We start from the raw sequence: 23,723 nt of genomic DNA on the forward strand, positions 1-23,723 counted from the left end.
GGAAGACGAGTATTCGAATCGGTACTTATGATTGGTGCCGGTACTCCGAGTTCACTCAGCGACCGGAGAGGAGTGTAGATATTACTGTAGCTACTGCGAGCGCTGATTTACTGTTTACTCGCTGACTCGAATTGGGAGCAACAATTCACCAATTACCAATCCTAATGATTTGTATATGTACTCAACAACGCATCTCCGGAAGTATGACGTCAAGAACGTCAAGAGCGTTCATAGGTCGGCTTCCTGCAGATGAAGCAGCGCTCCTAGAAGCAGCAATCGAAGAATCGAATGAAACAGAATCTGAGATCATACGGCGCGCCCTGTGCTTCTACATCCGGCAAAACCCGGATTATCTCAAAGTGCTCCGATCCCCAGACTCTTCAGATGGGACTGTTCTGATGAGCACTATTGACGCGTCCTCTCCGGTGGAGGACTCGAACTCGATCGACGAGTACGAACTCACGGAGCGGTTGAACGAGTTCTCCAGCTACCTTCGAGTCCGCCAGTCCCTCTCGAAGAANGACTCGAACTCGATCGACGAGTACGAACTCACGGAGCGGTTGAACGAGTTCTCCAGCTACCTTCGAGTCCGCCAGTCCCTCTCGAAGAAGACGGTCGACCAGCATCGATGCATGGCACGAGCCTTCTTGAGAGAAGTCCAGTTGCTCGACCCGGAGCCCTCCGACGCATGGGCGCACAAAGAACAGATGATGGACGAGGGCTACTCAAATAGCCACATCAATAACACGATGAAAGCGGTTGAGTACTACTTCGACTACTTGGGCCGAGGCGACGAACTCGCCACGTCCGAACGTCGAAATCTCCCTCGTAAGCGCACTGAACCGGATCCGCTGGCTGCGGACGAAGTACGCGAAATCCTCGCTGCTGCGAGAACGTACCGGGATACCGCCATCTTCCGGGTACTGGTCTCCTCTGGGATCCGGAAGTCGGAACTCGCAAACATCGACATCGAGGACCTGGATCTCGAACAGCGACGGCTGACCGTGCGCGAAGGTAAAGGGAACAAAGACCGAACAGCGATCATCTCCTCGGAGTGCGCCGACGCGATCAGTGCGTATCTCCTCCGTCGCGAAGACGTCGAGACCGACGCTCTGTTTCTGTCGCGTTACGGGAACCGACTGACGCCGAACGGCGTGTACCAACTGGTCAAACGGACGGTCGCCAGAACCGACATTGAGCGCAACGTGAAGGTGCACACCTTCCGCGCGACGTTCGCCCAGCGACTCAAGGAGAACGGAGCGGACATCTATCGAATCAAGGAACTCCTTGGGCACGATAACATCCGCTCGACGATGATCTACCTACGGATGGAGCCCGACGAGTTAGGACGAGAGCACGACAAGTACTACGTCGATTACTGACCCGGATCGTCGGCGGACCACTGATCCGTTATTCGCCGTTCGATGGCGGTCAGGACCGTCGACCCGACGTCGATCGGATGATGCGATTCTAGCGTGAGATCCTCGATCTTCTCGCCGGCCGGTGGTCGATGAAAGTGTACTCGTACGTTGTGGGGATTCAGGTGGCGGTCCCATCGACACTCCCAGCGTTCGCCGTCGCTCACGGTTTCGACGTAGTGGAGGGAGAAATCACCCGTCGTGAACCAGCGGAGGTCTAACCGCGTGCTTTCAATCGCGGGCGGGTACTGATCGAGATCGAACCGAACTCGCAGCAGTCGCGGTTCGTAACTGTCTGGCTCGTACTCCGTCGTGGCTACGAGAGGATCGTCGGACAGGATCCGTTCGAGGAGCCGAAGCGTCTGTCGATCCGGGGGGCCGGTAGACGATGAATCATCCGATGGCGGAGTCATCTATGCGGGCAGGATGTGACCGCCGTTTTCGGCCATCCGGCGCGCGAGTTCGTAGAGCCGGATGTCTCGATCGATCGTCTGCCACTTGCTGACGGCGGTCATACGCTCGTGAATCGCGCCGTGGTCGTCCTGGTCGAACACCGAGACAGACGACGGATCGCTCGTCTCGAAGCGTTCCTCGAACTCCTCGCGCCGCGCCTCGAGTCGCTGCACCCGGTCGATGATCTCTTCAATCGAGAGCTCGTCCGCGATGCGGCTCGCTTCCTGCCACTCGAGGTAGCTGTCGTTCCGTTCGTATCGCGCAGGTCGGCTCTCTCGGTCGGTGCGAGCGATCCCCATCTCCGCGAGTCGATCGAGGTGTTTCTTCGCCGCGTTCGGCGAGCAGTCGGCGACGTTCGCAATTTCGGTGTACGATGTGAGTTCGGTGATGCCGAGCACGGTGTCATAGACCCTGCCGAACGTATCGGTCGTCTCCCGCCAGTGTCCCCGTCTCGGGTCCGTCTCCTCTGAATTGGGTACCGGGTTGAACTCGGCCATATCTGTCTCTACGCGGCGATTCGCAGTATATTTTTGTCTCTTTCAGATATTTGTATCACTCGATCGATGGCGGTCCCGCCGTCGCCCTAGTTCCTCTGCTGCCAAGCGACGAAATTGTACAGCGTGGGTTATCCATAGTCAACGATCGACTCACTCAGCGGGTTGCAAATTCCAAGTATACTTTGACCTATCAATTAGATGTCTAAATGCCTGATTTGCGCGACGGCCTTCCTCAGTTATCTTTACTCGGATCGTTCTTCCCTCTTTTACAGTTTCTATGTAGCCCTTCTGAATGAGTGGATCAATTATGTGGGTGTCTAAAAGTCGGTATTTCCCCTTGCCACCAACATTTCGGTCCATGTAACCTAATCCATTACTCTCACTGAAGTGAATCAGTTCCCCCTTCGTTGGTGACGCATCTTGATTCTCTTTCAAATTCACAAACTCAAGGACTGCAGTTTGGTTTTCATCAGGTGCATCAATCGGATAGTGTGGTATTTCAGTCACCTCCTTGATTTTTTGAGCTTCAGGGCTATACTCTTCAGCAACAGCATAGTAAGCAGTACATTCAGTAACCATAGACGCGATAGCACCAGCAACTGCAGTGATCTTACTCCCAGAGGATATATTCACATAGACTTCTTCCTCTCGGTAATCATCAATTGTTTCTGCGATTTTTCCTAGTGAATCGTACAAATCGAAGATATCACAGTACTTAGTAGTATATTCGATGTTTTTGTTTGTTAACCCTTCCTGTACGAGATTTAACCACTTTTCTCCATCGTCGTCGTTATCAGTATGACTAATCAGCACCACAAAATCTGCTTTAAATTGAGCTGCAGCGTCAACAACGCGATCGCGCTCATACCCAACGGGTGCGATGTGAATCCGATCCGGTACCTTGAGCCCCATACTCGTCAGATAGTACGAGGGATACTAAACTTAATCGAATAGTTTGGAAGTAGTGTTACTATCAAATGTAACGCTACTGCGCTACGCGTAATACTTATGTGTGTGTAGTCATAATCAGTAACTATCCGCTATCCGGGAAGGATAGCCAAAGCTAGAATGAAGTCTGTCGGAGAATGAAAGCCCGACCCACGCAGGATGGCAGTCCAGGGGTGGGTCGAAGATCTCGTAGCTCCCTCAGTGGGATAAGGGAACTAGGAATCTCTGTATATCTGTATACGGTGGGTTCTATTGAAACTTGTCTTCCACTGCGAGACATGAAGGGGGCTCTCAGACTGGCTGAGAAAAACCAGTCGCAGATGACGAAAGTAAAAGACAAGATCAAGAACTACCTTGATAAGAACGGGCGCTCTTCCGTTGCGGAAGTTGCGCAAGGTATCGACTACAGCAACGGCTATACCCTGAAGAACCTGAAGGAACTGAAGTCCGATGGTGAGGTTGAGGGCAAGAAGACGAAGCAAATTCCCGCACTCGTCGTTAGCGGGAACTTCTATGTCTTGACGGGAGACAAGGATTACCTTCTCTCTATTGTCAAGCGGCACGCGCCCCACCTGATGGGCCGAGCCAGAGGAATGAGCGTTACCGAACTCCAGAAGCTTCTCACTAAGGAGATCGCCGACAGTGTCGTCGGCGGTCCCCGACCGTGGGAGTTCTGGCGGTAATCCACGTTCCGACTTCGTTTTTTATAGCCACGTCTCGCTGAATGGCGATTGGTCGAGATCAACAAACTTAGCTCTTTCAGCGACCTGTAATAGCTGATTCAGTGTTTCTTCGTCAACTCGAGCCGGTCTGTTTTCCGGACCATGAGGTCCAGCGTATACGGCAAACAAGATACCATCAAATTGATGAAGATAATGTGCTCCGGGTCCAGAGAATATCTTGAAAACATTCGCGGGCTTCGACTCTAGTTCATTCAACACATCTTCTACATTAGGAACCGTTGGCGATTTGGTACTCTCAGAAGTTGGCTGAGCCGAAGGCATAGACCATGCATCGGAGAGACATGTCTTGGATGTACCGGTACAATGTTCTGGGTTTATCTGCTGAAATAATCGGAGAAACCCTTCGAGAGGCTAATCGTAGGTGTCACCAATCGTAAGTCCATGACTCGGGTCATCTGGGGACGAGCGAATCAAAGCAGATGATTTCCACGGCCATGAGTGGCCATGCTCACCAGATATATTTAAAAGAAGGTGTTTTTGAGAACCTTCGGCTTGAGAAACCCTAAGAGTCTCTCGTCCGTACTGTCGCATAAGATGGCGACGAACGACGCTCGGAGGTCCAGTGGTAGCATCCCGGACGATCCGGAAGATCTGCTCCCGGAAGAGAGCGTCCTCAGTCTCGATGAGTATCTCGCGATGCACGCTGCGGTGGGCCATCGAACCCGGTACGAGATCCTCTACCGCCTCGTCCACAGTGGGGACATGAGTCCCAAAGAACTGGAAGAAGCGATGGACGTCGACGACAGCACCCTTCATTACCACCTCAACAAGCTCGTCGACGTCGGTCTCGTCGAGAAGCGCCAGCGGACCGAACGAGGGCAAGACGGACTGTACACGTACTACCGGGCGACAGTTTTCGGCGAGGTGACGCTCACTGAGGGTGTCGACGAGTTGATCCGCGGCGAACAGGAGTTCGAGGCGATGTACGACAGTTCCAACGGAGAGTAACCGCCGAGTTTTCTAAAACGGCTCTGATGAAACTCCTTGCCGCGGATAGTTTGTCGAGATGTGCTGAATATAGGGTGTGAAGGCCTCGGTCAGGAGCTCATCGACGAAGAAATCTTCACGTGCACTCACAGCACTTGTCTCTGGGGTGTGATCAACCGCTTCCGGGTCTCTGGACTTCCAACTGATTACAACTCTCTCGGGTTCTACTCAACATTCCGGAGTACCTCAAGGAGATAAAGCTCCGCAGCACTCTCTAAAAATACCGAGTTGTACGGCCCCATGACCTCGTCATCGAGTCGGAGATTCGTACGATCGATACTCAACTGGAAATCGCCATGGATATCGATCCCATCTACAGAGAAGGAAAGAAGCTCCAATACTGGATCGCTCAATACCGACAGCAAACCTAGCTCCACATCGACTGGTAGAGTCCTTTAGGGGCGTTCTTTCACCACGCCTACCTCGTGTATCTCAGAATCAAAATACACCCACGGGAAGAGATACACCCCCTCGTCAACGAGCCTCTGATATCCTAATTCGTCCATCAGATCATTCCATCGCTCCTCGAGCGTGTCTCCCGGCTGTTCTCGGAGAACCTGCGGTAGATCGTCACGAAGCAATTTCCACTCCTCAGGTCGCCTTCCATGCGGAATGTCCTCGGAGAGTGGCTTGTATCTCGGATCGCTCGCGAACCAGCGGACTAAGTCTGTAATTCGAAGGTTTCGACTGTGAGATGTACCGAATTCGCGTTCTAACTTCCCTACCATTCGACCTGCCCAGTCAGATCCAGTCATGTATTCGTGAACAACTGTTGGTGTGATAAGTATTCTATGAGTAAAGCCAGTTCATTCATCAAGACAGCGAACACGAGGCCTCCGAGAACGGGAGATTGCTCAGTAGAGGGGAGCTACAAATCGCTCAGTCAGAGAGTGCATCCGCAGGTTGTGACTTGCAGAGAAGGGGTCAGGTAGTGTTCACAAGGCGCATTCGTTCTAAGATATAACCGACCAGTCCGAGAACGACTACTCCTGTCCCAAGCGGTGTGATGATCTGGTCTAAGAGAACTAACCCCATCCACGAACCGGCGGTCGTCACCGCGTTCCAAACGTCCACTGGTGGTGAGGTGACGCGACCGAGAAAACGCGGAATGCCGGTGATCAATACCGTCCACAACCCGGTTGCCGTGGCCCAGATTGCGACACCGCCAAGCAGTCCCCGTGAAGTGCTCGGGCGTTTATCAAGTCGAACGCGCCAGTGTACCCGAGCCACAGCACTCACTGCTAACCCGAATCCGACAATTCCGAGTAGCGCTTGGAAAGCGGTAGTTGCTCCCGGAAGTGGTGAAGGTATATCTAGGGGTGTGTAGCCGTGTAACTTCGTAACGGCACTCCAGAATAGTGTGACGAGACCCCAATGAATAGTAGCTCCGAGAGCGAACACTAGCGCTACGTCATCAGGATCGGATGACTGGTTGGCGAACCATACGCGGAGTCGCATACGGTACGTCTCACCGAGTGAATTGTAAACTTTCTGTAGTATGAACGGTACAGGCGCTGTACTAAGGGTCTGTTTTAGGATAAAATCTATGTGAAGAATCCTCTTCTCGACCGCCTTAACCAACAAAGAACCGGATCCTCTCTGGATGTTGGTTAACTAGTACCCATGTTTTCAGCCCTCTTCGATCATGCCAATAATCACCCCAGCAGTAGAACTTATACGACCGAGGCGTTCTTGAATCACCTCGGAGTCGTCGCCTTGCCACACAGCGAGATAGACCGCTGATCCGCTTGTGTCCAATCCGAAATATCGACCGACGATGTACGCGACTGCCTCAGCTTCGACCTCGCGCTTTGACCGTTCATTCTCGTTACTGACGTCGAAGTGCAGTAGTGCGTGTGCGTACTCGTGGATTAGGGTGACTGCGAGATCCGCTTGGTTCGTCCGGTCTTTCACCTCGACGATCGGCGTAAGATCGTGGAGACTTCGCTGCTTGCAGACGCCTTTTGCCTCACCGTACTTCCACTCGTCAGCGTCGATAATGCGTACCGTCACCCCGAGCTCCTCGCCGACCTCTGTAAGTCTCGGTACTAAGTCATCAGCGTTGCCGGTTGCTGCTGTCCCTAACTCGGGAAGTGGCTCTCCTTCAGTTTGAGAGATATCGAAGACAGCGGCCGGTTTGAATCCCACGAGGCCTTTCGACCACTCCTCTGACGGCGTCTCGTCGTAGTCACAGTCAGTGTTCTCGTGGTAGCTCGGCGAGTTCTCACACTCCGGACACCGCTTCGTAACGATCGGAGCCCAAATCCAGATTGCTTGTTCGCCCTCCTGGACGTACCGGTCGAACTCATTCCGCCAGGTGTTGAATCCCGCGACCTTTGTCGCCTCGGGACACTGGAGTTTGATGAGCAGCGTGTTGCGATGCGAGTAGTCGTGGAAGCGACTCTGGACGTCGAGCCACTCTTGGAACTCATCGCTGGCCTGCGCCGCATCAACATCGTCAACGAGCTCCTTAACCCACTGTTCAATCGTACTGTGCATCTCCTCGTGTCGGGTGTCGGTCTCACTGAACGACACCGCTGAGTAGTCACTCGTCACCATGATTTTCTCCGAGACGTCCTAATTCGGAACGCCCCGCGCCCTTACCAGGGGCAAATAAAATCTATCGCACACGAACCTGTCCGTTGACTCGAAACTGGAGATTCAATTTCAGAGAAGAGCTCCGCTCTGTTCGGTCCTTGGTCCTCTCTGATCTTGTAGTCAATTGCGGTCTCGAGATCGTTGAGAGAAAAGATCATACGGCGTCAATTAGTCAACAAAGTAGAGATGCCACCGAATCGACTTCGAAGCATTGTCCCAATGTTTGGTGGTGGGGACCGCTATGTCGAGACGTTGAACCAGATCCTCGCGTTCGTCGACGCTCACCACCCGACGACGGACGAATTTGTTGGGTGGCATCGTGGAGCGTTCAGCAATGTCTCGAGCCGTAACTCGATCATGCGGCGGATCAGCTACCTCAGACAGGTCGGATTTCTGAATCAAGTTGATGATCAGTGGACGCTTGGCTCGGCTGGTAAGGAATACGCCTCAGATCACGAGACTGAAACGCTGTTTCGCATCATGTGTGATCGAAACGTGGGACTTCGGAGTCTGCTATATGAGCTATCAGTTGGGGCGCTCACTATCGAGGAGATCAGTGAGCAGCAACTGGATACGCATCCAGAACTGGGATGGAGCCGTGGACAGACGGATATGGCCAAGCAACGGGCGAACTGGCTCCGTAGTATGGGCCTGGCTGAGAAACAGAGTGGTGCGTACGAACTGACGACTGCAGGCGAGCAGTTCGTCGAAAATGCGGTCGAAGCATGGGCCGATACCGACTGGACATCCGTAAGCCCTGATACCGAACTCACCGCAAGCACGTACGAAACTGTAACGTATGCTCGTGCCGTTGACCCAGAGTTTCGTGCGACTGTGCTTTCACGATACGGCGCGACCTGTCCGATCTCAGGCGTCGATCATCCCGGGCTGTTGGACGTGGCACACGTCCTTCCATGGAGTGAGTATCCGGACCACCGAGCTGATCTCGCGAACGTCCTTCCACTCAGTAAAATCCACCATGCAGCATTTGATGGGGAGCTCTTCACTATCGATGGTGACTACAGACTTCGAATCAATCCCTCATTCGAGACGCAGAGCGACGTACTCAGACAAACGATTGTCGATCAGGCTGGTGAACAAATTCCCCTCTCTAGTGGGGGAGTCGACCCGAGTTACTTCGAACAGCGTAACTCAGCGCTTGACTGGCTCTGATATATCTACACGGAGTTTAGTGCTAATCTGAGACTACCCTTAGTTCGTGATGGGAAGATGATTGAATCGCCGATTCGCGAATAACGCAAAATACGCATTGTCGATATCGCGGCCGGAGAGATGTACGTACCGAGCTGGAACTTTTGACCCTAGCACCCATCCAAACCACTCACAGAGTTGAGCTTCAGTCAGCCAGTTCGCAAGGTGTGTCGCTCGACTATGCCTGAAATGATGTGGATTCACCGGCTTGTCGATACCTGCTCGCTTTCGTGCCCGTTCGAGGAGTCGTAATCGGATATAGTTGTAGCTGATCTGTTCGTCTGGGGTGCCCTGCTCAAGTTTACACCAGAGTGGGGCCTGTGCGCTTAGCGAAGGATGCGTCTGTAACCACTGTTCGAGGTACAAGCGTGATTCCACGAGTGGTAGCCGTCGAGCACCAGTCTTCCCTATCACGATAACGTGTTTCCCAGACCCATCGTCTTCGATATCACCGACACATAGATCAATTAACTCTCCAATTCGTGCGCCAGTCTCCCAAAGGAGCGCGATGAACGCTCGATCTCGGTCGTTGACACAGGCGTCAATAAGCCGTGAGACATCATCCGGTGAGAGCAGATTTCGCGGAAGGATTTGACGGAACGTGGGTGGTCCTCGTCGTATCCATTTCGTTGTTTCTGGCTCCTCACCCCCGTTGTACCATTTGTAAAACTGCTTCACGACTTGCTTGTAATCAGAGACTGTCGACGGTGCAGAGCCACGGCTATGTATCCACTCGACCAGCTCTGTGATATCTTCGCGAGTTAGTGCATCAAATCGCTTTTCACCAAGGTATTGGGCGATAATCTTCAGGTGTGAAGTGAGCTTCTGACGTCGTGCTGCGTTAATCCCGTCGAGCAAGAGGTCACGATGGAACTCTCGAATGAGCCTCTTGTTGGCTGGATGGATTTCAGATGACTCATCTATGTTTTTCAGTATTCGTGCCACCTGTAAATCGAAATCCATCGTGGGCATCTGACCGTCTCCATACGCGTTACAAGGGTATCTATTCATCTATTCTTTCAAATGAAGTATCCCCTCTGGGTTGTCGAAGTTGTCGAGAAGGAACGCCATGAAAGCCGTCTGACGAGCGTAGTGTGTGCCTCAGTAGAACTGGCTAGACTGGTGTCTGTGCTGTCGTGAATAGGCATGAGGAGTCTCCTGCGAAGCTTTGATGCCCTGTAGTGACAGACCCCGACCTTAACCAACGGTTGCGGGAAGCAGAGCTACTTGTTGGTTAATCGCCGAAAAGGCACTGCATCGCGGCTTCCTCTCCAGTGAGCGTCTGTTGGTCTTCATCCGTATCGGCGAAGAGTGTCGACTGGTCACCCTCGGATGCTTGCTCTACTTTGGGCCGGTCGTCGACGCCAAACTGACTCGCCTCGGGTCGATCAAGCCGCGAGTCCTGGTCGCGATGATCGACATCTGCACCGAAGTCTTCGAGTGAGGTTTCGACACTCCCCTCTGTCACTTCGAGTTGGCCATCGTCTCCGAACACGGTCTGTCGTTGAATCTCGATCTCTGGTCGGTCGCTCATCTGTTGTGAGCCTCCACCCCTGATGAGGCCGATAAACAGCTCAGAACGTACGCCGGTAATCCCTCTTCTCATTTTGTTCGTGGATGCTCGTTTGAGTACTCCTACACCCCAGGAGGGCGAACAACTCGCTGGCGGTACTACACTCCTGAGTTGCCGGTTGCTCCGTCAGAAGTGGACGTCCGCCGGAACGATCCAAAGGCCATCGCTTTCGTCAACGATGCGATTCAGCTGTTCTCGGTGCCGAATTCCACACCCGTGTTCGTCATACAGAAAGATCGAGGGGCCGTCGTAGGCACCGACTTGATGGAATGCGTGCCGAGCAAGATTCTCATCGCGCATGATCTCCTCGTCGGAGAGCTCGTTGAGTGCCTCCCGTACTCGATTGAGATTTCGCTGGAACTCGTTCTTCGTCGCGTTCCAGCCGCGCTCTAAAAGCTCCTGTCCCTCTTCAGAGCCAACGCGTGCCGCAACCGGGAGGTCACCCCAGCGAGCTTTCCCTGCTACTGTCATGCCTTCTTGATCGAACGTAACGTAGTAGTCGAATACCGCTTCAGCGTGCGGGTCAGATCCAACCAGCCGATCGAACACTGTTTTGCCGGTGGCCACTGCGTCGTCTCGTGTCGATGCCTCTACCAGCGTGTAAATGACCATGTGCATCAGTTTTCACCTTCGTCTACCGACGCACACGACTCACACCGCGTCATTACGTGGTGCGCCGGCACCCATCGCCGGCGCTAAAAAAATAGCACCGACGACGCTGGCTAGGCGTTCTCAAACTCCGACTGACAGTCCTTCTCCTCGACGATAATCGTCAGATCCCCAGCTTCGTAATCGGCCTCGAACTCAACCGAGAACCTATCCGAGCTGTAGGCGGCGTGGTAGGCACGATGTCGTTCGAGCGACCCAGTTACCTTGAAGTGGAAGAAAGCAGCCGCTGTATACGGCTTGCTTCTGGTTTCGACTTGTGCTTCGACTGATGCAGGGAGCGCAATGTGTGGGGTGTCACTGTTGATTCCCGCAGCGAAGGCTCGAGCTTCGTCGACGCTTGCTCGCGAATGTTCAGGTGTCTCGCCAGTGAGCACATTCACAGGTGTTTCTGTCTCGTCGGTGAACAGGACATCCTCGAAGGTACGAGTGCCAAGAATTGCATCGGGGCGCGGCTCACACTCCTCAAACGGATCGTTCGATGGTTGCTCAGTCATTGAATCACAAAGCCCTGAGGGGCTCAGTCATTCAGCCCCAGAAAAACAGGCTCGCTACATCCTGTGGAAGGCTGATTTCAATTGCTTCTCGGTTGGTTATCCCTTCCTGACCGAGACGCTCGAACTTAACCAACAGCCATCTGTACTTCCCTCTATTGTTGGTTAATACCTCCATCGTGGAATCAGCCTCTACGCTGAGGCCTCTGAATCGATTGCCGTCGAGAATTCGTCGCGTCGAGCGCGAAGCGTCGCTGCAGTTGTTCCAGCTACCTCCGCGATGTCGGTTTGTCTGAGCCCCTGCCCGTACTCTCGGGAGGCGATGTAGAGACAAGCGCCAGCGACCCCGGCTGGCTGACGCCCGTTCGCGATGGCCGAACCGTGCGCCAGCTCTGCGAGTTCGAGTGCTCGCCGCCGGACAGTATCCTTGACCGCCAGCTCCGAAGACAGCCGCGGGATGAGCGACTGCGGTGTAACCGGGGTGACTGGCAGCCCGAGCTCTGTATTTAGCGTCTTGTAGGCGTTCACGACTCTACTTCGCTTGACCTGTGCTCTTTCAGCGACTTCGCCTCGCGTCACTCTTGAGTTGTTGCACCGACACGCGCCGTAGACGCTTGCTGCGGCGATTGCTTCGATCGACCGACCCCTGAGGAGGTCTTCGTGCTTGGCGCTTCTGAAGAGCTGGCAGGCCTGATCACGAACGGTCTCCGAGAGTCCCAACGCACTCGCGATCCGACGAACTTCGCCCAAGCCGTGCGCGAGATTCCGCTCGCTTTTCGATCGCCACCGCCCCCGTCGCTGTTCTCGGCGCAGCCGGCCGAGCTGTCGGCGTTTTCGTGCTGAGAGTTGGTTTCCACTCGCGTCTCGCCAGCGTCCAATTTCGGTCGAGAGACCGCGATCATGCCGTGCAACGGTGAGCGGTGCCCCCGTTCGTTTACTGGAGGACTCATCGTCGTCGAATGTCCGCCACTCTGGTCTGTGATCGATTTGTTGTTCATCGATAACGAGTCCGCAATCTTCACAGGCTGTCTCTACTGTATTCGTTCTGACTCGCCCATTGCATTCTGGGCACGCCGTCGTGTTGTCAGTCGATACGTCTTCGTCGAAACCGCGCTCGTAGATGTCTCTCGTTGCCATCGATCATCAGCGAGGCACGCTGTCTGCACCCCGCACCCCTCAGGGGGCAGAAAAACTACCGCGGACGTGTTGGTGTTGATCCTCTTCTCCGAGATTATGAAAAAAAGGCTTCCCAAAGGTCGACTTTACGTTCGATGAGCCCGGCGAATAGTCTCGGCGCTTCTGGATAGCTACTGTGCCGGCCGTGGTGCGGTTTCGTACCGCTTGATCTGGTCGGTCTTCTCAACGCGCTCGTAAACCGACTGAAGCGTCTCTTCGGCTCGCAGTAGCCCGTGTTCGTCAAGGAACGCTCGCCCGTCGTCACTGATCCCGTAGAACTTGTAGGGGAGGTTGTTTCGACGCCGATCTTTCGGAAGGGTGAGTGTCTCGACGATACCCGCCTCAACCAGTTGTTGGAGATGTTGGCGGATCGTCGTTTGGCTCTTGCTCGGGTTCACGTAGTCGAGTTCCTTCAACGTCGGGAGCTGACTGGGGTGCCCGAGAATGTCCTGCAAGAGCGAGAACCGGGTTTCCTGAGTCACGACGTTCAGCCGTTCTCGGACGCGGTCGATATCGGTTGGCGCCGGGCCTGACGTGCTCATACCTATCGGTTCTTCCAGAATCAGCATAAGTATTTCGCTCAAAAGCGAATCGGTATAGGCTGAATCGGTAAGTGATGAAGTCGATGGATTAATGCGCTCCTCGGGAAGACGTTTTCGTAATGAGCCGTGAGGGGTCCGTTGAAGAACTCGCTGAGAAGGCTGAGGACTACCTCCACGAAACGTCCCTCACACCCAGCGAATACGAGGCTCTCAAACAGAGCATCGCAGAACTCACACCGATTTTCACGACTGACCGCGCCTATTTCGTTCTCGGGAGCTACGGTCGGCCAGAAATACACCGGCTCCAACTCGTCAAAGACCGCCTCAACCGCCGTGCGGACACGTACGCCTTCTTGATGGTCGATATCCGCAGCGAGTGGGTGAACACATATCTCAAGTTTCGGATCTTAGCGGACTATACGGACTTCGTCATCGGCGTCACTGAACATGACCAAGGTGGCTTCCTTGTTGAACAGGGCTACTTCACGGTACTCGAAGAGTACTTTGCGAAGACGCACGTTCTCAAGCGCGAGTACGAGTCTGTCGATTCCGCAAACGTCGACACCGGTGTCGATCTCGAAAAGCCGTACAGTGGGATGCAGACCGCGATCTTCGAGATGCTCGCTGATGCCGGACGACTCTACACGTGGAACACCGAAGAAGAGCTAATCGAGTGTGTTGAAGACCTCCCGTAGAGGGTCTGAAGAGTCAAGTACGGCTTTCAGTGGGACAAACCTCAAACAGAGCTACGACGGCTACGTCTCAGGAAACGTCTTCCGACCAGTCCGAACGCAGTCCCAGCAGGGAAATCCCTCGTTGAGTTCCTCGCAGTCACACTGATCCGACTCAGCAGGTTCGTATCGGTCGTTAGCTGTGGTTCCGCCGTCTGCTATGACCTGCACTCTCGCTACGAGGTCGAGAATCCGGGGCCGAATCGCGATAGCGACTCGGTGTTTGCACGGGCCTTCATACGCAGCGTCGGCGGGGCACTCACAAGTAGCCGGAATACCGTCGACGACGGTAACGAGGTACTCGTGGTTTGCTGGGTTCTCGTGGCTCTCGTTGCGAACTCGGATGTCACCATCGAGAACTGAAAACGCGAAGGCTTCGTACTGTGCTCGTCTGAGTACGCGACTCGTCGGCTCGAACTCTTCGGGTAGGAGTTGATCCATCGGTGGGTCCAGCGCTTGTACGCAGCGCTGCACGGCTCGCCGCGCCGATATACTCTCACCGATGCTGATGATCTGTAGGGCACTTCGACTACAATATCGAAATCTCACCCCATGCCTGCGCTGTCACGAACTCACTCAGATGACCACAGTGCCTCTATGCGTTGTTCAATTGCTGTGAGAACCGTCGAGTACACTTTGAGCGGATGGATCGACAGGAGCTCGAGGTCGGTGATTTCGGTGGCAGACGGTGGCTTGTGGAAGTGCAACCGAGTGTTGTGCGTGTTCGGGTGCTGGTCCCAGCGACACTCCCAGAGCTCTCCATCCTCTCGTTCTTCGATGTAGTGGACCGAGAAATCACCAGTCGTGAACCACCGAATGTCGAGTCGAGCCACTGTTACTTAATCCGGGTATCGTCCAGCGTCGAGCAGTCCATGAAGCAATCGAGGTTCGTATGAATCCGGGTCAAACGTAGTCTCGGTGACGAGCGAATCCGACGAAAGATGCCGCTCCAAGAGACGCAGCGTTTGTCGCTCCGGTGGGCCTGTCGAGCGTGATGCCGAATCCTCCGGTGGCGGACTCATTTACGCCGGAATCAGGTGTCCGTCGTTCTGGGAGAGCTGGCGAGCGAGTTCATAGAGTCGAATATCCCGAATCACGCCCTGTCACTCGCTGACTGCGGTCATCCGCTCGTGGATGGTTTCGTGGTCCTCGTGATCGAACACGGAGACGGCTGTTAGGTCTGCTGTCCCGAACTGCGATTCGTATTCCGCACGCTGTGCTTCAAGCGCCTCCACTCGGTCGATTATCTCTTCGACGGAGAGCTCAGCTGCGATTCGACTAGCGTCCTGCCATTCGAGATACCCCTCGTTTCGTTTGTACGTCGCCGGGCGGCTGTCTCCCTCGGCTCGAACGATACCCATCTCCGCCAAACGGTTGAGATGCTTTTTCGCCGAATTTGGGGAGCAGTCCGCAAGCTCAGCGATCTCGGTGTACGCGGTCGAAGACGTAATCCCGAGGACGACATCGTAGACACGGCCAAATGTATCCGTTCCCTTTTGCCACCGACGCTGGGTGTTGTCGGATGTAGGGGCTGGATCGAACTCAGTCATTGTTTGCTGTACGCTCTATCCATCAATATATCTTTGATACGATGGAAACGTGCGATGAGATATTCGACCGAATCTACTCAACAAACCAAAGAGCTGCCAGTAGATACTCGCGTTCTGCTTTCCAGGAACCATATGCGTCTATTGGGTGTAACTCCGTCGGTACGGAAAAGGAACAAGTTGATAGCTGCAGGTCGACACTAGGAATCGATAAACCACTCTTTCCTGCCAACTACGGCTAACCGATATTCTTCTTATATATTATATTCATTCTTTACAATAGGACGGGCCGAGAAGCCGACCCAAGCCAGGACTGCCAAACGTAGATCATCTTATATCATAAGGCATATGCCTTGCTATTGTGTGTCTCACATTTACGTATGGCACGGCAAGACAAACTCTCACCGTATTGGATTCGATTACGGCCAAAAATAGAGAGAGGTTATTCTTTATCGAATTCCAATGCCGAATATTTTGATTTGTTGAGTCTCGATAAAGAAAACGAAGGATTCGATGGGTTTCCAACGTTCGCTCACTTTCTTCTCACCCGCTTGGTTCATCTCCAGGATAATGGCGTAGTTCGTGGTACTACGGAGAAGACCCTAACAGTTCGTGCCCTGAATGACGCTGGACCTGGTAGTGACCTGAGCACATCCCATGGTTATACTATAGAGGCCGTCTTCGGATACGGTAAGTACGGCCGACCAAGAGACCACGTAGACTCCGAAGAACTGGAAAAACCTGACACTGATCCTGACGAAGTTATAGAAGAGGATGCACAGAACTCCGTTACCTCGCCAGAGGATAGATTATATGCTCTCTTTCATTTTCCCGGTCCTACTACTGATAGAGGTATCGCTATATTCCACAAGTACGGGAATGTAAGTGTGAAGTCTTCACTATATTCTTTCTTAAACGAAAAGCTAGTTCAATTGTATGTGGAAACACCCGGTGAAAAAACAAAAGGTATAAAATTCGAGATGAATACCGTCGCATCAAAGCCTCTTGCTGATCAATTGCTCGAGGACGATATAATGGGATTTGAGTTAGTCCAGCGAAAAGTTCCTTCTGATCCTTATGCCAATCAGAGCGATCCTTTAGGTGGCACACGAGACGCGAAATTTACATTCACTGCTGAAACCGATAACTTGGATATCTCCCGGGAAGGCATTGAGAATCTGTTGTCACGAATCGGAAACAACGACTACCCTTATGCCGAAATATTCGAACGGTTTGATGAAGGCGACTATCACATTGACGACATCAGCGCAATTGTGAATAATTCAAATGACAACAAGAGGAAAAGGAAGCTTACTCGAAGTAAGTTAACTTCTGAAATGTATATTTCGACAGACATCAATTACGATGAGGAGACCAATCGACCAATCCCTGCATCAATTGGATTTCTCGCTCGTGATTTCGCAAACGAGCAGCTTGAGGCATATAACTACGAGCTTCTGGATGAAAACCAAAGTCTGTTGCAACCAGAACATCTGGGTATAGATGAAGAGCCAGCCGAGGAAGTAGTACAGGACTAAGTAATGTTTAGGATGCATCGCATTCCAATCGTCTTGTTTTGTTCAATTCGAGACGATTGGGGATGGATCAGAACGTTGCTCGTATTTTTTCTACTACCTGCAGTAGCTGGCACAACCAGCTATCTAACCAACACACGAATTCATCAGAGTCTCCTGCAACTGATTGTCCCGACTATGGCTATTTTCATTGGCCTTTCTATGAATGCTGTTGCGATAATGTTGAGGTATGCAAAGAACTCAAGAGCTGATGACGACCTGGTCACTAGATTTAGAAATATTTCGGTATATCTAGTGATTCTTGGTGTACTAGCTATAGTCTTGGCTATTGGAGGAGTTGTGTCTATTAACAATTCTGTTCCCGATGCTTCAATTTATCCTGGACCGAGTGCTGCGTACTTTGCATTGTTGATCCATTTCCTGATAATTGCCTTGATGATTCCTGCTAGGCTCTATACAATTGTTGAGAACGTTAGTCAAACCAGCATTGAGGAGGAAGAAGAACAGCGAGAGGAGGCGAAGCTGTCTTTCGACCGAATCAATAATTAATATATAATTTTTATTTTTATATATTATATCTATTTCTGACTCTGTTAAGAATTGTGGAGACTAGTACCGTTGGTTTTGGCTCCTACTCATATATTCGAATAGTGACCCTAAGTACATCTCTAAGATTTGAAACCAGCCTCTCGTCTTTACTAAGGACACATTCTACTTCTAGTCTCAGAGAACGCGATACTAGTGAGATTTTGTTGTGAGTTGCAGTTGTTCTTGAGGTTGTGGCTGCGCGCGCAGCGAATGCGAGCACGGAGCGGAGGGTGGGGGCGGTGGGGTCTGGGCCGGCCCGGCACGTAGCAAAAAAGAAAGCCGCGGCGACCGGCTACTCCCACCACCGACCGCGCTCAGGGAAATGCAGGGTTGACCACCCAGTGACGGCTAGTGAGACGCGTCCCTCGTACCAGTTCCGCGCCGCTCCGTGAATGAGCACCTGTTCGCCTTCCTCAATCCACGGAGCACTCGACTTCTCCCAGATCGTTACCTTCGTTTTCCCACTATCGTCTGCGATCAACCCAACTTGAGCGATGGCTGGTGAGTCACTCTCCCAGAGCACCTCAATCCGACCTTCGATACTCACCTCTTTGCGGTTGACCTCCTCGAGCTTCCCGATCGGAACCACCTGCCCCGGCGCCGTCTCCAATTCCTCAAACACTCCGACGACCGCGCTCATCAGGCCTTTCCCACCGACGACGGCTTCACCCAACCGCCGGCCAATCGCCGCTCGCGACCAGCCATCCAGCTTCTCGGCCAGCCGCATCGACTGTGTGTTCACCGCCGCCAACTGTTCCTGCGAGAGTTCTGCACGAGGATCGTCTCGCTCCGGGTCCGCCCCCGGATCCACGCTCGCCGCCCGCTTCTGGAACTCCCTACGCCGCTCGGCACTCCGCTTCGCCGCGATGTCTCGCGTCCGCTTCTCTCGACCTTCTTGCGTGCCCAGTTCGGCTTTGGCACTGATGCACTCCAGCTCTGCCTCCCGCGCTCGAATGCGCTCCTCCTGTTCGAGGGTCGCACCGTAAATCCGCTCGTCACTGGTCTCAACCATCCCGTCCGGGTGGTTCGCATCCACCTTCGCCTGCGTCTCCATCTGCACCGTCGCCTGGAACTTCGGCGTCTCATCGACGATCTCGAAGCCGTCTTCGTCGACCGCCGCTTCGTCCGCGTTCTCGAATGCCTGTTCATCGACCGAAACTACTTGACTGATGATGTTCTTACTTGACATTGGAACTCACACGTTCCTGAAGGCGCCCACGCGCCCGACACCGCGATGCGACAACATCGCGGTTCTTCGGACCACAACGACCGACAGACTCGTCTACGCGCTCTCGCTCGCGCCTTCGCGAGCGCCCCCTGGGGCGCGAGCGAGAGCGCTCAGAAGGAAGACATCCAACCAGCACCGCGCGCCGTCTCACCGAGCGCAGCGAGGTGAGGCTTGGAAGACGAACGGAGTGAGTCTTCCAGCGACGCGCCCGGAGCGAGCGTCCAGCGGGATATGCCCATTCGTGTCCGGCCCGATCTGCGGGCTCGTGTCCAGCGCGACTGTCGCCGAGTACGCGCGCCGCCGTGTGGCGCGCGACAGCGCAGGCGGCACGAAGCGCTGGAACGCGAAAGCCCGCGAGGGGCGCAACCGACGGGGATACCCGCTGGCGTCGAGGGCACATTCATTTTAGCCCGGAACGAGCGCGGGTGGTGCGGAGAGCGCTCGCATGCCCGGAATGGTCAGTCGCGAGCGACGCGAAGGTCCCACGAGCGCAGCGAGTGGGACGCCGGTGAGCTTCACTCACCGGCAGGCGGCAGCGGCGCGCGGGGCGTGCCGTAGCGAAGCACCCGTTCAACTGAGTTCGACGCTTACTGATACAGCCGACATCTTGACAGAACCAGAAAGGGCGGGACCATCTCCGTATGGCAGTAGAGACGTTTATCTCGGCGATTAGAACCTAGCAAAAGTCACGAGGAATTCTGTCGGACTACCTTGAGTTTGGCTTGCGATCTGTCGACAGACGTTTGCGTCCCCAACTGTAGCCTCGGCGGATTCCGTTGACGAGGCGCCAATGGGCCGTGAATGAGAACATTGCTGGGATGACAATTGGCGAGAGAACGGCGGCAGGCACAGCTATCCATAGCATCCACGGTTTCGGGGTATCCAAAGTTGAAATCAACAGGACGGCAAAGCCGGCGACAGGAATGAATAAGCCGGCTGCTTTCCAGCGCCAGAGATAGGCCCACTTTGCGAGTACAAACGCCATTGCGAGTGGAGCGAATAGGGTGAGTCCCAACCCACGTGTCCCCTCGATAGCGGACATCTCCATTACTCCTAACAGAAACTCCGGTATGGGCAGAGACAATGGAGATGTCGTGAGGGCGCCGTAGACGCCGAGGAGATAGACTCCACCGAGGAGTGCGACGACCGTTTGTAACAGGGTAGACTTGCCGAAGTAGTTGTTCCCCCAGCGACGCTGGCTCGGTGTCGACCGTCCAAAATAGTGCTGGGTGATTTGGTCGCCGAACTCTAGATCAGAAAGAATCCCACACAGGTCTGCACCATTTATCAGGTCCACTCCCAGTTCTTGTGCGGACTCCCAAGCCGTGTCGGTATAGTACCCTGTCGAGACGAGAATCACGTTATCGGCGCCTTCTTGCCGATAGAGGCTACTGTACTGCTGGACGGCAGGCCGGCCGATCTTGTTTGACGCAGAGTAACACTTCGCTTGGATAACGACGTACTCGCCGGTCTCGGCATGCGTCGCTTCTACGTCGACACCTTTGTCGTTCGACTGATCTCGAACATTAACGCGATAGCCCATCGCTTCCCACACATCAGCGACAAACTCTTCGAACCGGTAGTCGTCCATGTGTCGAAGATCGCGTACGAGATCCGGTTCTGTTTGTACAGCCATTCGATGGTTTCCTCTTGTATTTCACGCTGTTCAGGTGACAAATAAACTCTTGCGTGCCTTCGCTGATATCTCCGGCGTGAGAGTGTGAGAGTAACCGATGTGTGGACCCGACAAGGAGCGGTCTACTCGAGAAGATCTTCAACGAAGCGGAAGCCGTTCACGTACGTGACTGAATCGCCATAGCCCTCACTGGCGAAGACATTCTCAGCCCCTTCTCCAGCGAGTGTATCCGTCGTGTAGATGTAGGCGTGATCTGCGGTCCCCTTGACGAACGCTTGGGCGGCCACCCCAGCGAGTGCTGGATCCGCACGTTCGATTTCGTCGGCCGGGCGGTCATCCGTATTCGCGATGTACCGCTGCACACCGTCCATCGTCCTCGAGACTAGTCCATGTGAGTATTCCAATGGATCCGCGACGCGTGCCCACCCTTCGCTAATCGCCGTGTCGATCGGTGGTGTCTCAACATCGGACGTATTGGCAGTCAGTTCGTCGTAGACGCGTTCCGGGAGAACGAACGTCATGTTGTTCCGGCGTACAAACGCTCGGACGACCTGAAATCGACGGTTCGATGGGTGGCCCATCGAGACGAATAGGCCGGTATCCGCGATGTGGATGGCGCTCACGCGTCGTCGCCGACAACGTCCCGGTCAACACCCTCGATGTCCGCGATCGATGCGCCCGACACCTCGATATCGAAGTGTTCGTGGACGACGGGCCGGAGTGCCTGCAAGATCATCTCCGCGGCTAGCGGCGAGATGTCCAGATCCTCCGCCATCAGCCGGTGGGTCACTTCGCCACGTTCGCGGTCTACAGCGTAGGTGAGGGCCGTTGCGAGGCCGGCGATCCCGTGCCGGTCAATGTAGGTGTCGATGTCGTCGTTGGTCGCGCGTCGCCCGACAGCGTCGATGAGCACGGGCGTGATTGTGTACTCGCGAGCGCCGTCAGCGGCCGTGACAGTCAGGTCGATATTGCGAGCAACGTATATTCGGGGTTGAGTATCGGTAGTTGCTTCGATGACACCAGCGTCGACCAGCCGGTTCACATAGGTGTAGGCTGTGCCCTGTGCGAGGTTGAGAGCGTCCATGAGTTCCTGAACGGTTGCTTCCTCCTCTCGGGCGAGATACGCGTACAGTTGAGCGAGCTGTGGCTCCTCTAGCAAGTCCGCGACCGAAAGGAAGTCTCGGATGACGTCGCCGTTGGTTCGGTTTGACGTGCGTGACATGGGCAACTAGATATTTACAGTTTACAGCGAATTAGTAAAGAGTATTGCGGTCAATCAACCAAAGGGTGAGAGCGTCTCGATCATCGGGAGGCTCCGTTTCCCGAGCTCACCGCGCGAAGCGCCGTGAACGTCTGCCAACCCCGCAAGCGTCCACCTCCAGTCGCGGCATCCTCCCTATCTCTCGGCAGGCGTTCTCGAACATCTCATAGGACGATCAGCATCCTCGTCAGGGCGTCTTCCACCGATCACCAACATACACCTCCAATAGAAATTTATACTAAGATTATATATCTGTGTTATATGTCTGGCGTATCCTCCAAATTAAACAAACAGCGAGTAAAGCACGACCTTCATGGCGAGGAGGTGGGACGGCGTGGTTCATTCTACTGTGACTTCTGCAATACTAAAATGTCCATCGAGGAACCAATCATGTATGATATCGCCAGAATACACGATATGGCGCACTTAGAATTACTGGTGGACCTTCCAGATGGATGGTCACTTGACGCCGCTCGGTGTCAGAACTGCGAGGTCGAAGGTATTACGCCTGAAACCGACGGCTGGGAGGAAGCAGTGGTCATACTTTCGGTCAACGAGTCAAACGGTGTCCTCAGCGTTGACGCACACAGCCTCACTGTCGTTGACTACTCCCCAGGCGAAGAGGGAGAGTGTCCACCACCGGTACAAGCAGCCTTCCTGAGTCGACAGGGTGTATCCATGTCCCGGTGGGGTTTCCTCAAAAGCGTCATCGAGACTACCGAAGTAGATGTTAGGCCACTTCAAGTCTACAGAGACATGTTAGAAGAACTGGAAGGAGAGACGGACTGAAGAAGTTTCTAGCGGTCGAACTCGACACGGAACTGCATGAGTCGAGTGGAGCTGAAAATCCCGTAGAGGCAGGCGTGAAATGCCAGCGGCACCGTGAGCCCTTCGACAATGCGTCCTATAGCCGTCGCAAGCGTGGTGGCTGCGTTCAGAGAATTTGGCCGTGTCTGGATTGTACAGTCGACGCAGATCGGATGCGTGACTCGCTCGTCCTGTCCAAGTATGCATCTCGCTAGACTCGGTACCGGACGGAGCATCGCAGAAGGCACAACCAGCGAGCATCTACTGTATCATTCGCTCTCTTCGCCGGCGTTGCAGGCCGCCGTCCACCCCCGATGGAAGACGGCCAGCTGCCTAATTGAATCAAACACCTCGTCACTCGGTTCGTGAACCAGTATTCGCTGCTCGGCGACCGGCGTCACGATACCGTCGTCGACGAGCTCATTAACGAATTGTCGAGCGGTCGCTTCGTCGATGTCTGCCGTTGACACCCGGGCGGCGTCCCGATCCCGTACGACGAGTTCGGTTTCGAATCGCTCGTGATCGTTTCCCGTATCATCGAGTATGCTTGGACCAGTCATGAATTCATGCGTGGGCACGCTCGCAGGCGCGCCTCGCACGTTCCGGCGCCGATAAACACTCCCATCGAGAGAATACACTGACACTGCGAATCCACCCCAATTGTCTAATCTGGGGAGGTCCATGCTTCACCTAATGGAGAACTCGCGGACACCAATCAACTCCAGTGAGGAAGCCGCGCTTGACCACCTCAATCAGTATCTCAACGCAGCGGAGGATGACGAGAGCCCTACTCGAGCGGACGCCGTCGCTCATCTCGTGGCTCAGGATGTCGAACGTGCCGACGCGCAAGCACACGTCGAACAACTGCTGCTGAAAGGCTATCTCTACGAAGTCGAAGACGAGATGCGGATTCCATCGCGCTCTTGACGATGGGTGTCTCCATTTCTCGGTGCCGCTGACTACAGCCAGAGCAATGCAATGACAGAAGCAGTGATGAGGAGTACAATCCACGATTTCGTGGCCCAGAGCCACCGACCAACTCGCCCACACAGCCGTCGGAACTGATTCCGGAGGGCCGCCTGC

The 23,723-nt window shown here is 54.1% G+C and carries 27 protein-coding genes and 3 pseudogenes; 9 read left to right on the forward strand and 21 right to left on the reverse strand.

Going from position 1 to position 23,723, the window contains the following annotated elements; all coding sequences use genetic code 11:
* Positions 1–749: 749 nt before the first annotated feature.
* Positions 750–1,382 carry a tyrosine-type recombinase/integrase gene (locus tag C474_RS23685; protein ID WP_449404852.1) on the forward strand — a complete coding sequence of 211 codons (633 nt, stop codon included), beginning with the start codon at positions 750–752 and terminating at the stop codon, positions 1,380–1,382.
* On the opposite strand, the gene C474_RS13430 is transcribed toward C474_RS23685, so the two are convergent.
* The 3 genes from C474_RS13430 to C474_RS22095 form a co-directional block, all read right to left on the reverse strand.
* A complete protein-coding gene (locus tag C474_RS13430; RefSeq protein ID WP_008387708.1) occupies positions 1,376–1,831 on the reverse strand; it encodes a hypothetical protein in 456 nt (151 codons plus the stop codon). The two genes, C474_RS23685 and C474_RS13430, sit on opposite strands and share 7 nt — an antisense overlap.
* Positions 1,832–2,368: a DUF7342 family protein gene (locus C474_RS13435; RefSeq protein ID WP_008387710.1), complete on the reverse strand. Its 537-nt coding sequence runs from the start codon at positions 2,366–2,368 to the stop codon at positions 1,832–1,834.
* 150 nt (positions 2,369–2,518) lie between these two features.
* Positions 2,519–3,280, reverse strand: a complete 762-nt coding sequence (locus tag C474_RS22095) for an HFX_2341 family transcriptional regulator domain-containing protein (protein ID WP_008387712.1) — start codon at positions 3,278–3,280, stop codon at positions 2,519–2,521.
* A gap of 314 nt (positions 3,281–3,594) precedes the next feature.
* Here C474_RS22095 and C474_RS13440 point away from each other — a divergent pair, with 314 nt between their 5' ends.
* Together C474_RS13440 and C474_RS13445 are read left to right on the forward strand one after the other, a co-directional pair.
* Entirely contained in the window at positions 3,595–3,999 is a 405-nt protein-coding gene (locus C474_RS13440) for a winged helix-turn-helix domain-containing protein (protein ID WP_008387713.1), read from the forward strand.
* A gap of 594 nt (positions 4,000–4,593) precedes the next feature.
* Positions 4,594–5,007, forward strand: coding sequence for an ArsR/SmtB family transcription factor (locus tag C474_RS13445; protein ID WP_008387714.1), 414 nt, complete (start codon positions 4,594–4,596; stop codon positions 5,005–5,007).
* Positions 5,008–5,441: 434 nt separating this feature from the next.
* Here the strand turns inward: C474_RS13445 and C474_RS21875 are convergent, their stop codons facing one another.
* Both C474_RS21875 and C474_RS13455 read right to left on the reverse strand, forming a co-directional pair.
* Positions 5,442–5,801 (reverse strand): hypothetical protein, encoded by a 360-nt coding sequence (locus tag C474_RS21875; RefSeq protein WP_085944951.1) that lies wholly within the window; start codon positions 5,799–5,801, stop codon positions 5,442–5,444.
* Positions 5,802–6,675: 874 nt separating this feature from the next.
* On the reverse strand, positions 6,676–7,605 hold the full coding sequence (locus tag C474_RS13455; protein ID WP_008387716.1) for an ImmA/IrrE family metallo-endopeptidase: 930 nt from the start codon (positions 7,603–7,605) through the stop codon (positions 6,676–6,678).
* Positions 7,606–7,863: 258 nt separating this feature from the next.
* Here C474_RS13455 and C474_RS13460 point away from each other — a divergent pair, with 258 nt between their 5' ends.
* Entirely contained in the window at positions 7,864–8,817 is a 954-nt protein-coding gene (locus C474_RS13460) for an HNH endonuclease (RefSeq protein ID WP_008387717.1), read from the forward strand.
* Between the two features lie 39 nt (positions 8,818–8,856).
* Here C474_RS13460 and C474_RS21530 read toward each other — a convergent pair whose 3' ends face one another.
* The 6 genes from C474_RS21530 to C474_RS13480 form a co-directional block, all read right to left on the reverse strand.
* Positions 8,857–9,828 (reverse strand): tyrosine-type recombinase/integrase, encoded by a 972-nt coding sequence (locus tag C474_RS21530; protein WP_083862027.1) that lies wholly within the window; start codon positions 9,826–9,828, stop codon positions 8,857–8,859.
* Positions 9,829–10,090: 262 nt separating this feature from the next.
* Positions 10,091–10,390: a hypothetical protein gene (locus C474_RS13465; protein WP_049916989.1), complete on the reverse strand. Its 300-nt coding sequence runs from the start codon at positions 10,388–10,390 to the stop codon at positions 10,091–10,093.
* Positions 10,391–10,555: 165 nt separating this feature from the next.
* On the reverse strand, positions 10,556–11,047 hold the full coding sequence (locus C474_RS13470) for a hypothetical protein (protein ID WP_008387719.1): 492 nt from the start codon (positions 11,045–11,047) through the stop codon (positions 10,556–10,558).
* Positions 11,048–11,151: 104 nt separating this feature from the next.
* Positions 11,152–11,592: a hypothetical protein gene (locus C474_RS13475; protein ID WP_008387720.1), complete on the reverse strand. Its 441-nt coding sequence runs from the start codon at positions 11,590–11,592 to the stop codon at positions 11,152–11,154.
* A 189-nt stretch (positions 11,593–11,781) separates the two neighbouring features.
* The gene (locus tag C474_RS21535; RefSeq protein WP_008387721.1) at positions 11,782–12,726 is read right to left on the reverse strand and encodes a transcription initiation factor IIB; all 945 of its coding nucleotides are present in this window, start codon (positions 12,724–12,726) and stop codon (positions 11,782–11,784) included.
* Positions 12,727–12,896: 170 nt separating this feature from the next.
* The gene (locus C474_RS13480) at positions 12,897–13,307 is read right to left on the reverse strand and encodes a winged helix-turn-helix domain-containing protein (RefSeq protein WP_049917005.1); all 411 of its coding nucleotides are present in this window, start codon (positions 13,305–13,307) and stop codon (positions 12,897–12,899) included.
* Positions 13,308–13,426: 119 nt separating this feature from the next.
* Here C474_RS13480 and C474_RS13485 point away from each other — a divergent pair, with 119 nt between their 5' ends.
* A complete protein-coding gene (locus C474_RS13485) occupies positions 13,427–14,002 on the forward strand; it encodes a hypothetical protein (RefSeq protein ID WP_008387723.1) in 576 nt (191 codons plus the stop codon).
* Positions 14,003–14,062: 60 nt separating this feature from the next.
* Here the strand turns inward: C474_RS13485 and C474_RS21540 are convergent, their stop codons facing one another.
* The 3 genes and pseudogenes from C474_RS21540 to C474_RS13495 form a co-directional block, all read right to left on the reverse strand.
* Complete coding sequence (locus C474_RS21540) at positions 14,063–14,479, reverse strand: SWIM zinc finger family protein (protein WP_008387724.1); 417 nt, start codon at positions 14,477–14,479, stop codon at positions 14,063–14,065.
* 131 nt (positions 14,480–14,610) lie between these two features.
* Positions 14,611–15,060: pseudogene (locus tag C474_RS23590) on the reverse strand (hypothetical protein).
* Positions 15,061–15,588 (reverse strand): annotated as a pseudogene (locus C474_RS13495) (DUF7342 family protein).
* A 377-nt stretch (positions 15,589–15,965) separates the two neighbouring features.
* Between C474_RS13495 and C474_RS22110 the strand changes: the two are divergent.
* Positions 15,966–17,123: a hypothetical protein gene (locus C474_RS22110; RefSeq protein WP_152421665.1), complete on the forward strand. Its 1,158-nt coding sequence runs from the start codon at positions 15,966–15,968 to the stop codon at positions 17,121–17,123.
* A 174-nt stretch (positions 17,124–17,297) separates the two neighbouring features.
* Positions 17,298–17,669 (forward strand): hypothetical protein, encoded by a 372-nt coding sequence (locus C474_RS22115; RefSeq protein ID WP_152421666.1) that lies wholly within the window; start codon positions 17,298–17,300, stop codon positions 17,667–17,669.
* 331 nt (positions 17,670–18,000) lie between these two features.
* Here C474_RS22115 and C474_RS13500 read toward each other — a convergent pair whose 3' ends face one another.
* The 4 genes from C474_RS13500 to C474_RS13515 all read right to left on the reverse strand — a co-directional run bounded on the left by C474_RS13500 (position 18,001) and on the right by C474_RS13515 (position 21,794).
* Complete coding sequence (locus C474_RS13500; protein WP_008387727.1) at positions 18,001–18,897, reverse strand: hypothetical protein; 897 nt, start codon at positions 18,895–18,897, stop codon at positions 18,001–18,003.
* A 745-nt stretch (positions 18,898–19,642) separates the two neighbouring features.
* Positions 19,643–20,527: a restriction endonuclease gene (locus tag C474_RS13505; protein WP_008387728.1), complete on the reverse strand. Its 885-nt coding sequence runs from the start codon at positions 20,525–20,527 to the stop codon at positions 19,643–19,645.
* 167 nt (positions 20,528–20,694) lie between these two features.
* Positions 20,695–21,195: a hypothetical protein gene (locus C474_RS13510; RefSeq protein WP_008387729.1), complete on the reverse strand. Its 501-nt coding sequence runs from the start codon at positions 21,193–21,195 to the stop codon at positions 20,695–20,697.
* Entirely contained in the window at positions 21,192–21,794 is a 603-nt protein-coding gene (locus C474_RS13515) for a DUF7437 domain-containing protein (RefSeq protein ID WP_008387731.1), read from the reverse strand. The genes C474_RS13510 and C474_RS13515 overlap by 4 nt, the downstream gene beginning before the upstream one ends.
* A gap of 300 nt (positions 21,795–22,094) precedes the next feature.
* Between C474_RS13515 and C474_RS22120 the strand changes: the two genes are divergently transcribed.
* Complete coding sequence (locus tag C474_RS22120; RefSeq protein WP_152421667.1) at positions 22,095–22,622, forward strand: hypothetical protein; 528 nt, start codon at positions 22,095–22,097, stop codon at positions 22,620–22,622.
* Positions 22,623–22,630: 8 nt separating this feature from the next.
* Here C474_RS22120 and C474_RS23690 read toward each other — a convergent pair whose 3' ends face one another.
* The 3 genes and pseudogenes from C474_RS23690 to C474_RS13520 all read right to left on the reverse strand — a co-directional run bounded on the left by C474_RS23690 (position 22,631) and on the right by C474_RS13520 (position 23,200).
* On the reverse strand, positions 22,631–22,843 hold the full coding sequence (locus C474_RS23690; protein WP_449404853.1) for a DUF7558 family protein: 213 nt from the start codon (positions 22,841–22,843) through the stop codon (positions 22,631–22,633).
* A pseudogene (locus C474_RS23695) lies at positions 22,803–22,901 on the reverse strand (DUF7558 family protein); the annotation flags it as partial. The pseudogene C474_RS23695 and the gene C474_RS23690, both read right to left, overlap by 41 nt.
* An 8-nt stretch (positions 22,902–22,909) precedes the next feature.
* On the reverse strand, positions 22,910–23,200 hold the full coding sequence (locus C474_RS13520) for a hypothetical protein (protein ID WP_008387732.1): 291 nt from the start codon (positions 23,198–23,200) through the stop codon (positions 22,910–22,912).
* Positions 23,201–23,333: 133 nt separating this feature from the next.
* Between C474_RS13520 and C474_RS13525 the strand changes: the two genes are divergently transcribed.
* Positions 23,334–23,567: a hypothetical protein gene (locus C474_RS13525; protein ID WP_049916990.1), complete on the forward strand. Its 234-nt coding sequence runs from the start codon at positions 23,334–23,336 to the stop codon at positions 23,565–23,567.
* Positions 23,568–23,723: the final 156 nt, after the last annotated feature.

Source organism: Halogeometricum pallidum JCM 14848 (assembly GCF_000337095.1).
Lineage (GTDB): Archaea > Halobacteriota > Halobacteria > Halobacteriales > Haloferacaceae > Halogeometricum > Halogeometricum pallidum.

What these genes read in the sequence shown, in the direction of transcription:
- C474_RS23685 (WP_449404852.1), top strand. Translation starts at nt 750, where the DNA reads ATGAAAGCGGTTGAGTACTACTTCGACTACTTGGGCCGAGGCGACGAA.
- C474_RS13430 (WP_008387708.1), bottom strand. Translation starts at nt 1,831, where the DNA reads ATGACTCCGCCATCGGATGATTCATCGTCTACCGGCCCCCCGGATCGA.
- C474_RS13435 (WP_008387710.1), bottom strand. Translation starts at nt 2,368, where the DNA reads ATGGCCGAGTTCAACCCGGTACCCAATTCAGAGGAGACGGACCCGAGA.
- C474_RS22095 (WP_008387712.1), bottom strand. Translation starts at nt 3,280, where the DNA reads ATGGGGCTCAAGGTACCGGATCGGATTCACATCGCACCCGTTGGGTAT.
- C474_RS13440 (WP_008387713.1), top strand. Translation starts at nt 3,595, where the DNA reads ATGAAGGGGGCTCTCAGACTGGCTGAGAAAAACCAGTCGCAGATGACG.
- C474_RS13445 (WP_008387714.1), top strand. Translation starts at nt 4,594, where the DNA reads ATGGCGACGAACGACGCTCGGAGGTCCAGTGGTAGCATCCCGGACGAT.
- C474_RS21875 (WP_085944951.1), bottom strand. Translation starts at nt 5,801, where the DNA reads ATGACTGGATCTGACTGGGCAGGTCGAATGGTAGGGAAGTTAGAACGC.
- C474_RS13455 (WP_008387716.1), bottom strand. Translation starts at nt 7,605, where the DNA reads ATGGTGACGAGTGACTACTCAGCGGTGTCGTTCAGTGAGACCGACACC.
- C474_RS13460 (WP_008387717.1), top strand. Translation starts at nt 7,864, where the DNA reads ATGTTTGGTGGTGGGGACCGCTATGTCGAGACGTTGAACCAGATCCTC.
- C474_RS21530 (WP_083862027.1), bottom strand. Translation starts at nt 9,828, where the DNA reads ATGCCCACGATGGATTTCGATTTACAGGTGGCACGAATACTGAAAAAC.
- C474_RS13465 (WP_049916989.1), bottom strand. Translation starts at nt 10,390, where the DNA reads ATGAGCGACCGACCAGAGATCGAGATTCAACGACAGACCGTGTTCGGA.
- C474_RS13470 (WP_008387719.1), bottom strand. Translation starts at nt 11,047, where the DNA reads ATGCACATGGTCATTTACACGCTGGTAGAGGCATCGACACGAGACGAC.
- C474_RS13475 (WP_008387720.1), bottom strand. Translation starts at nt 11,592, where the DNA reads ATGACTGAGCAACCATCGAACGATCCGTTTGAGGAGTGTGAGCCGCGC.
- C474_RS21535 (WP_008387721.1), bottom strand. Translation starts at nt 12,726, where the DNA reads ATGGCAACGAGAGACATCTACGAGCGCGGTTTCGACGAAGACGTATCG.
- C474_RS13480 (WP_049917005.1), bottom strand. Translation starts at nt 13,307, where the DNA reads ATGAGCACGTCAGGCCCGGCGCCAACCGATATCGACCGCGTCCGAGAA.
- C474_RS13485 (WP_008387723.1), top strand. Translation starts at nt 13,427, where the DNA reads ATGAGCCGTGAGGGGTCCGTTGAAGAACTCGCTGAGAAGGCTGAGGAC.
- C474_RS21540 (WP_008387724.1), bottom strand. Translation starts at nt 14,479, where the DNA reads ATGGATCAACTCCTACCCGAAGAGTTCGAGCCGACGAGTCGCGTACTC.
- C474_RS22110 (WP_152421665.1), top strand. Translation starts at nt 15,966, where the DNA reads ATGGCACGGCAAGACAAACTCTCACCGTATTGGATTCGATTACGGCCA.
- C474_RS22115 (WP_152421666.1), top strand. Translation starts at nt 17,298, where the DNA reads ATGGCTATTTTCATTGGCCTTTCTATGAATGCTGTTGCGATAATGTTG.
- C474_RS13500 (WP_008387727.1), bottom strand. Translation starts at nt 18,897, where the DNA reads ATGTCAAGTAAGAACATCATCAGTCAAGTAGTTTCGGTCGATGAACAG.
- C474_RS13505 (WP_008387728.1), bottom strand. Translation starts at nt 20,527, where the DNA reads ATGGACGACTACCGGTTCGAAGAGTTTGTCGCTGATGTGTGGGAAGCG.
- C474_RS13515 (WP_008387731.1), bottom strand. Translation starts at nt 21,794, where the DNA reads ATGTCACGCACGTCAAACCGAACCAACGGCGACGTCATCCGAGACTTC.
- C474_RS22120 (WP_152421667.1), top strand. Translation starts at nt 22,095, where the DNA reads ATGTCTGGCGTATCCTCCAAATTAAACAAACAGCGAGTAAAGCACGAC.
- C474_RS13520 (WP_008387732.1), bottom strand. Translation starts at nt 23,200, where the DNA reads ATGACTGGTCCAAGCATACTCGATGATACGGGAAACGATCACGAGCGA.
- C474_RS13525 (WP_049916990.1), top strand. Translation starts at nt 23,334, where the DNA reads ATGGAGAACTCGCGGACACCAATCAACTCCAGTGAGGAAGCCGCGCTT.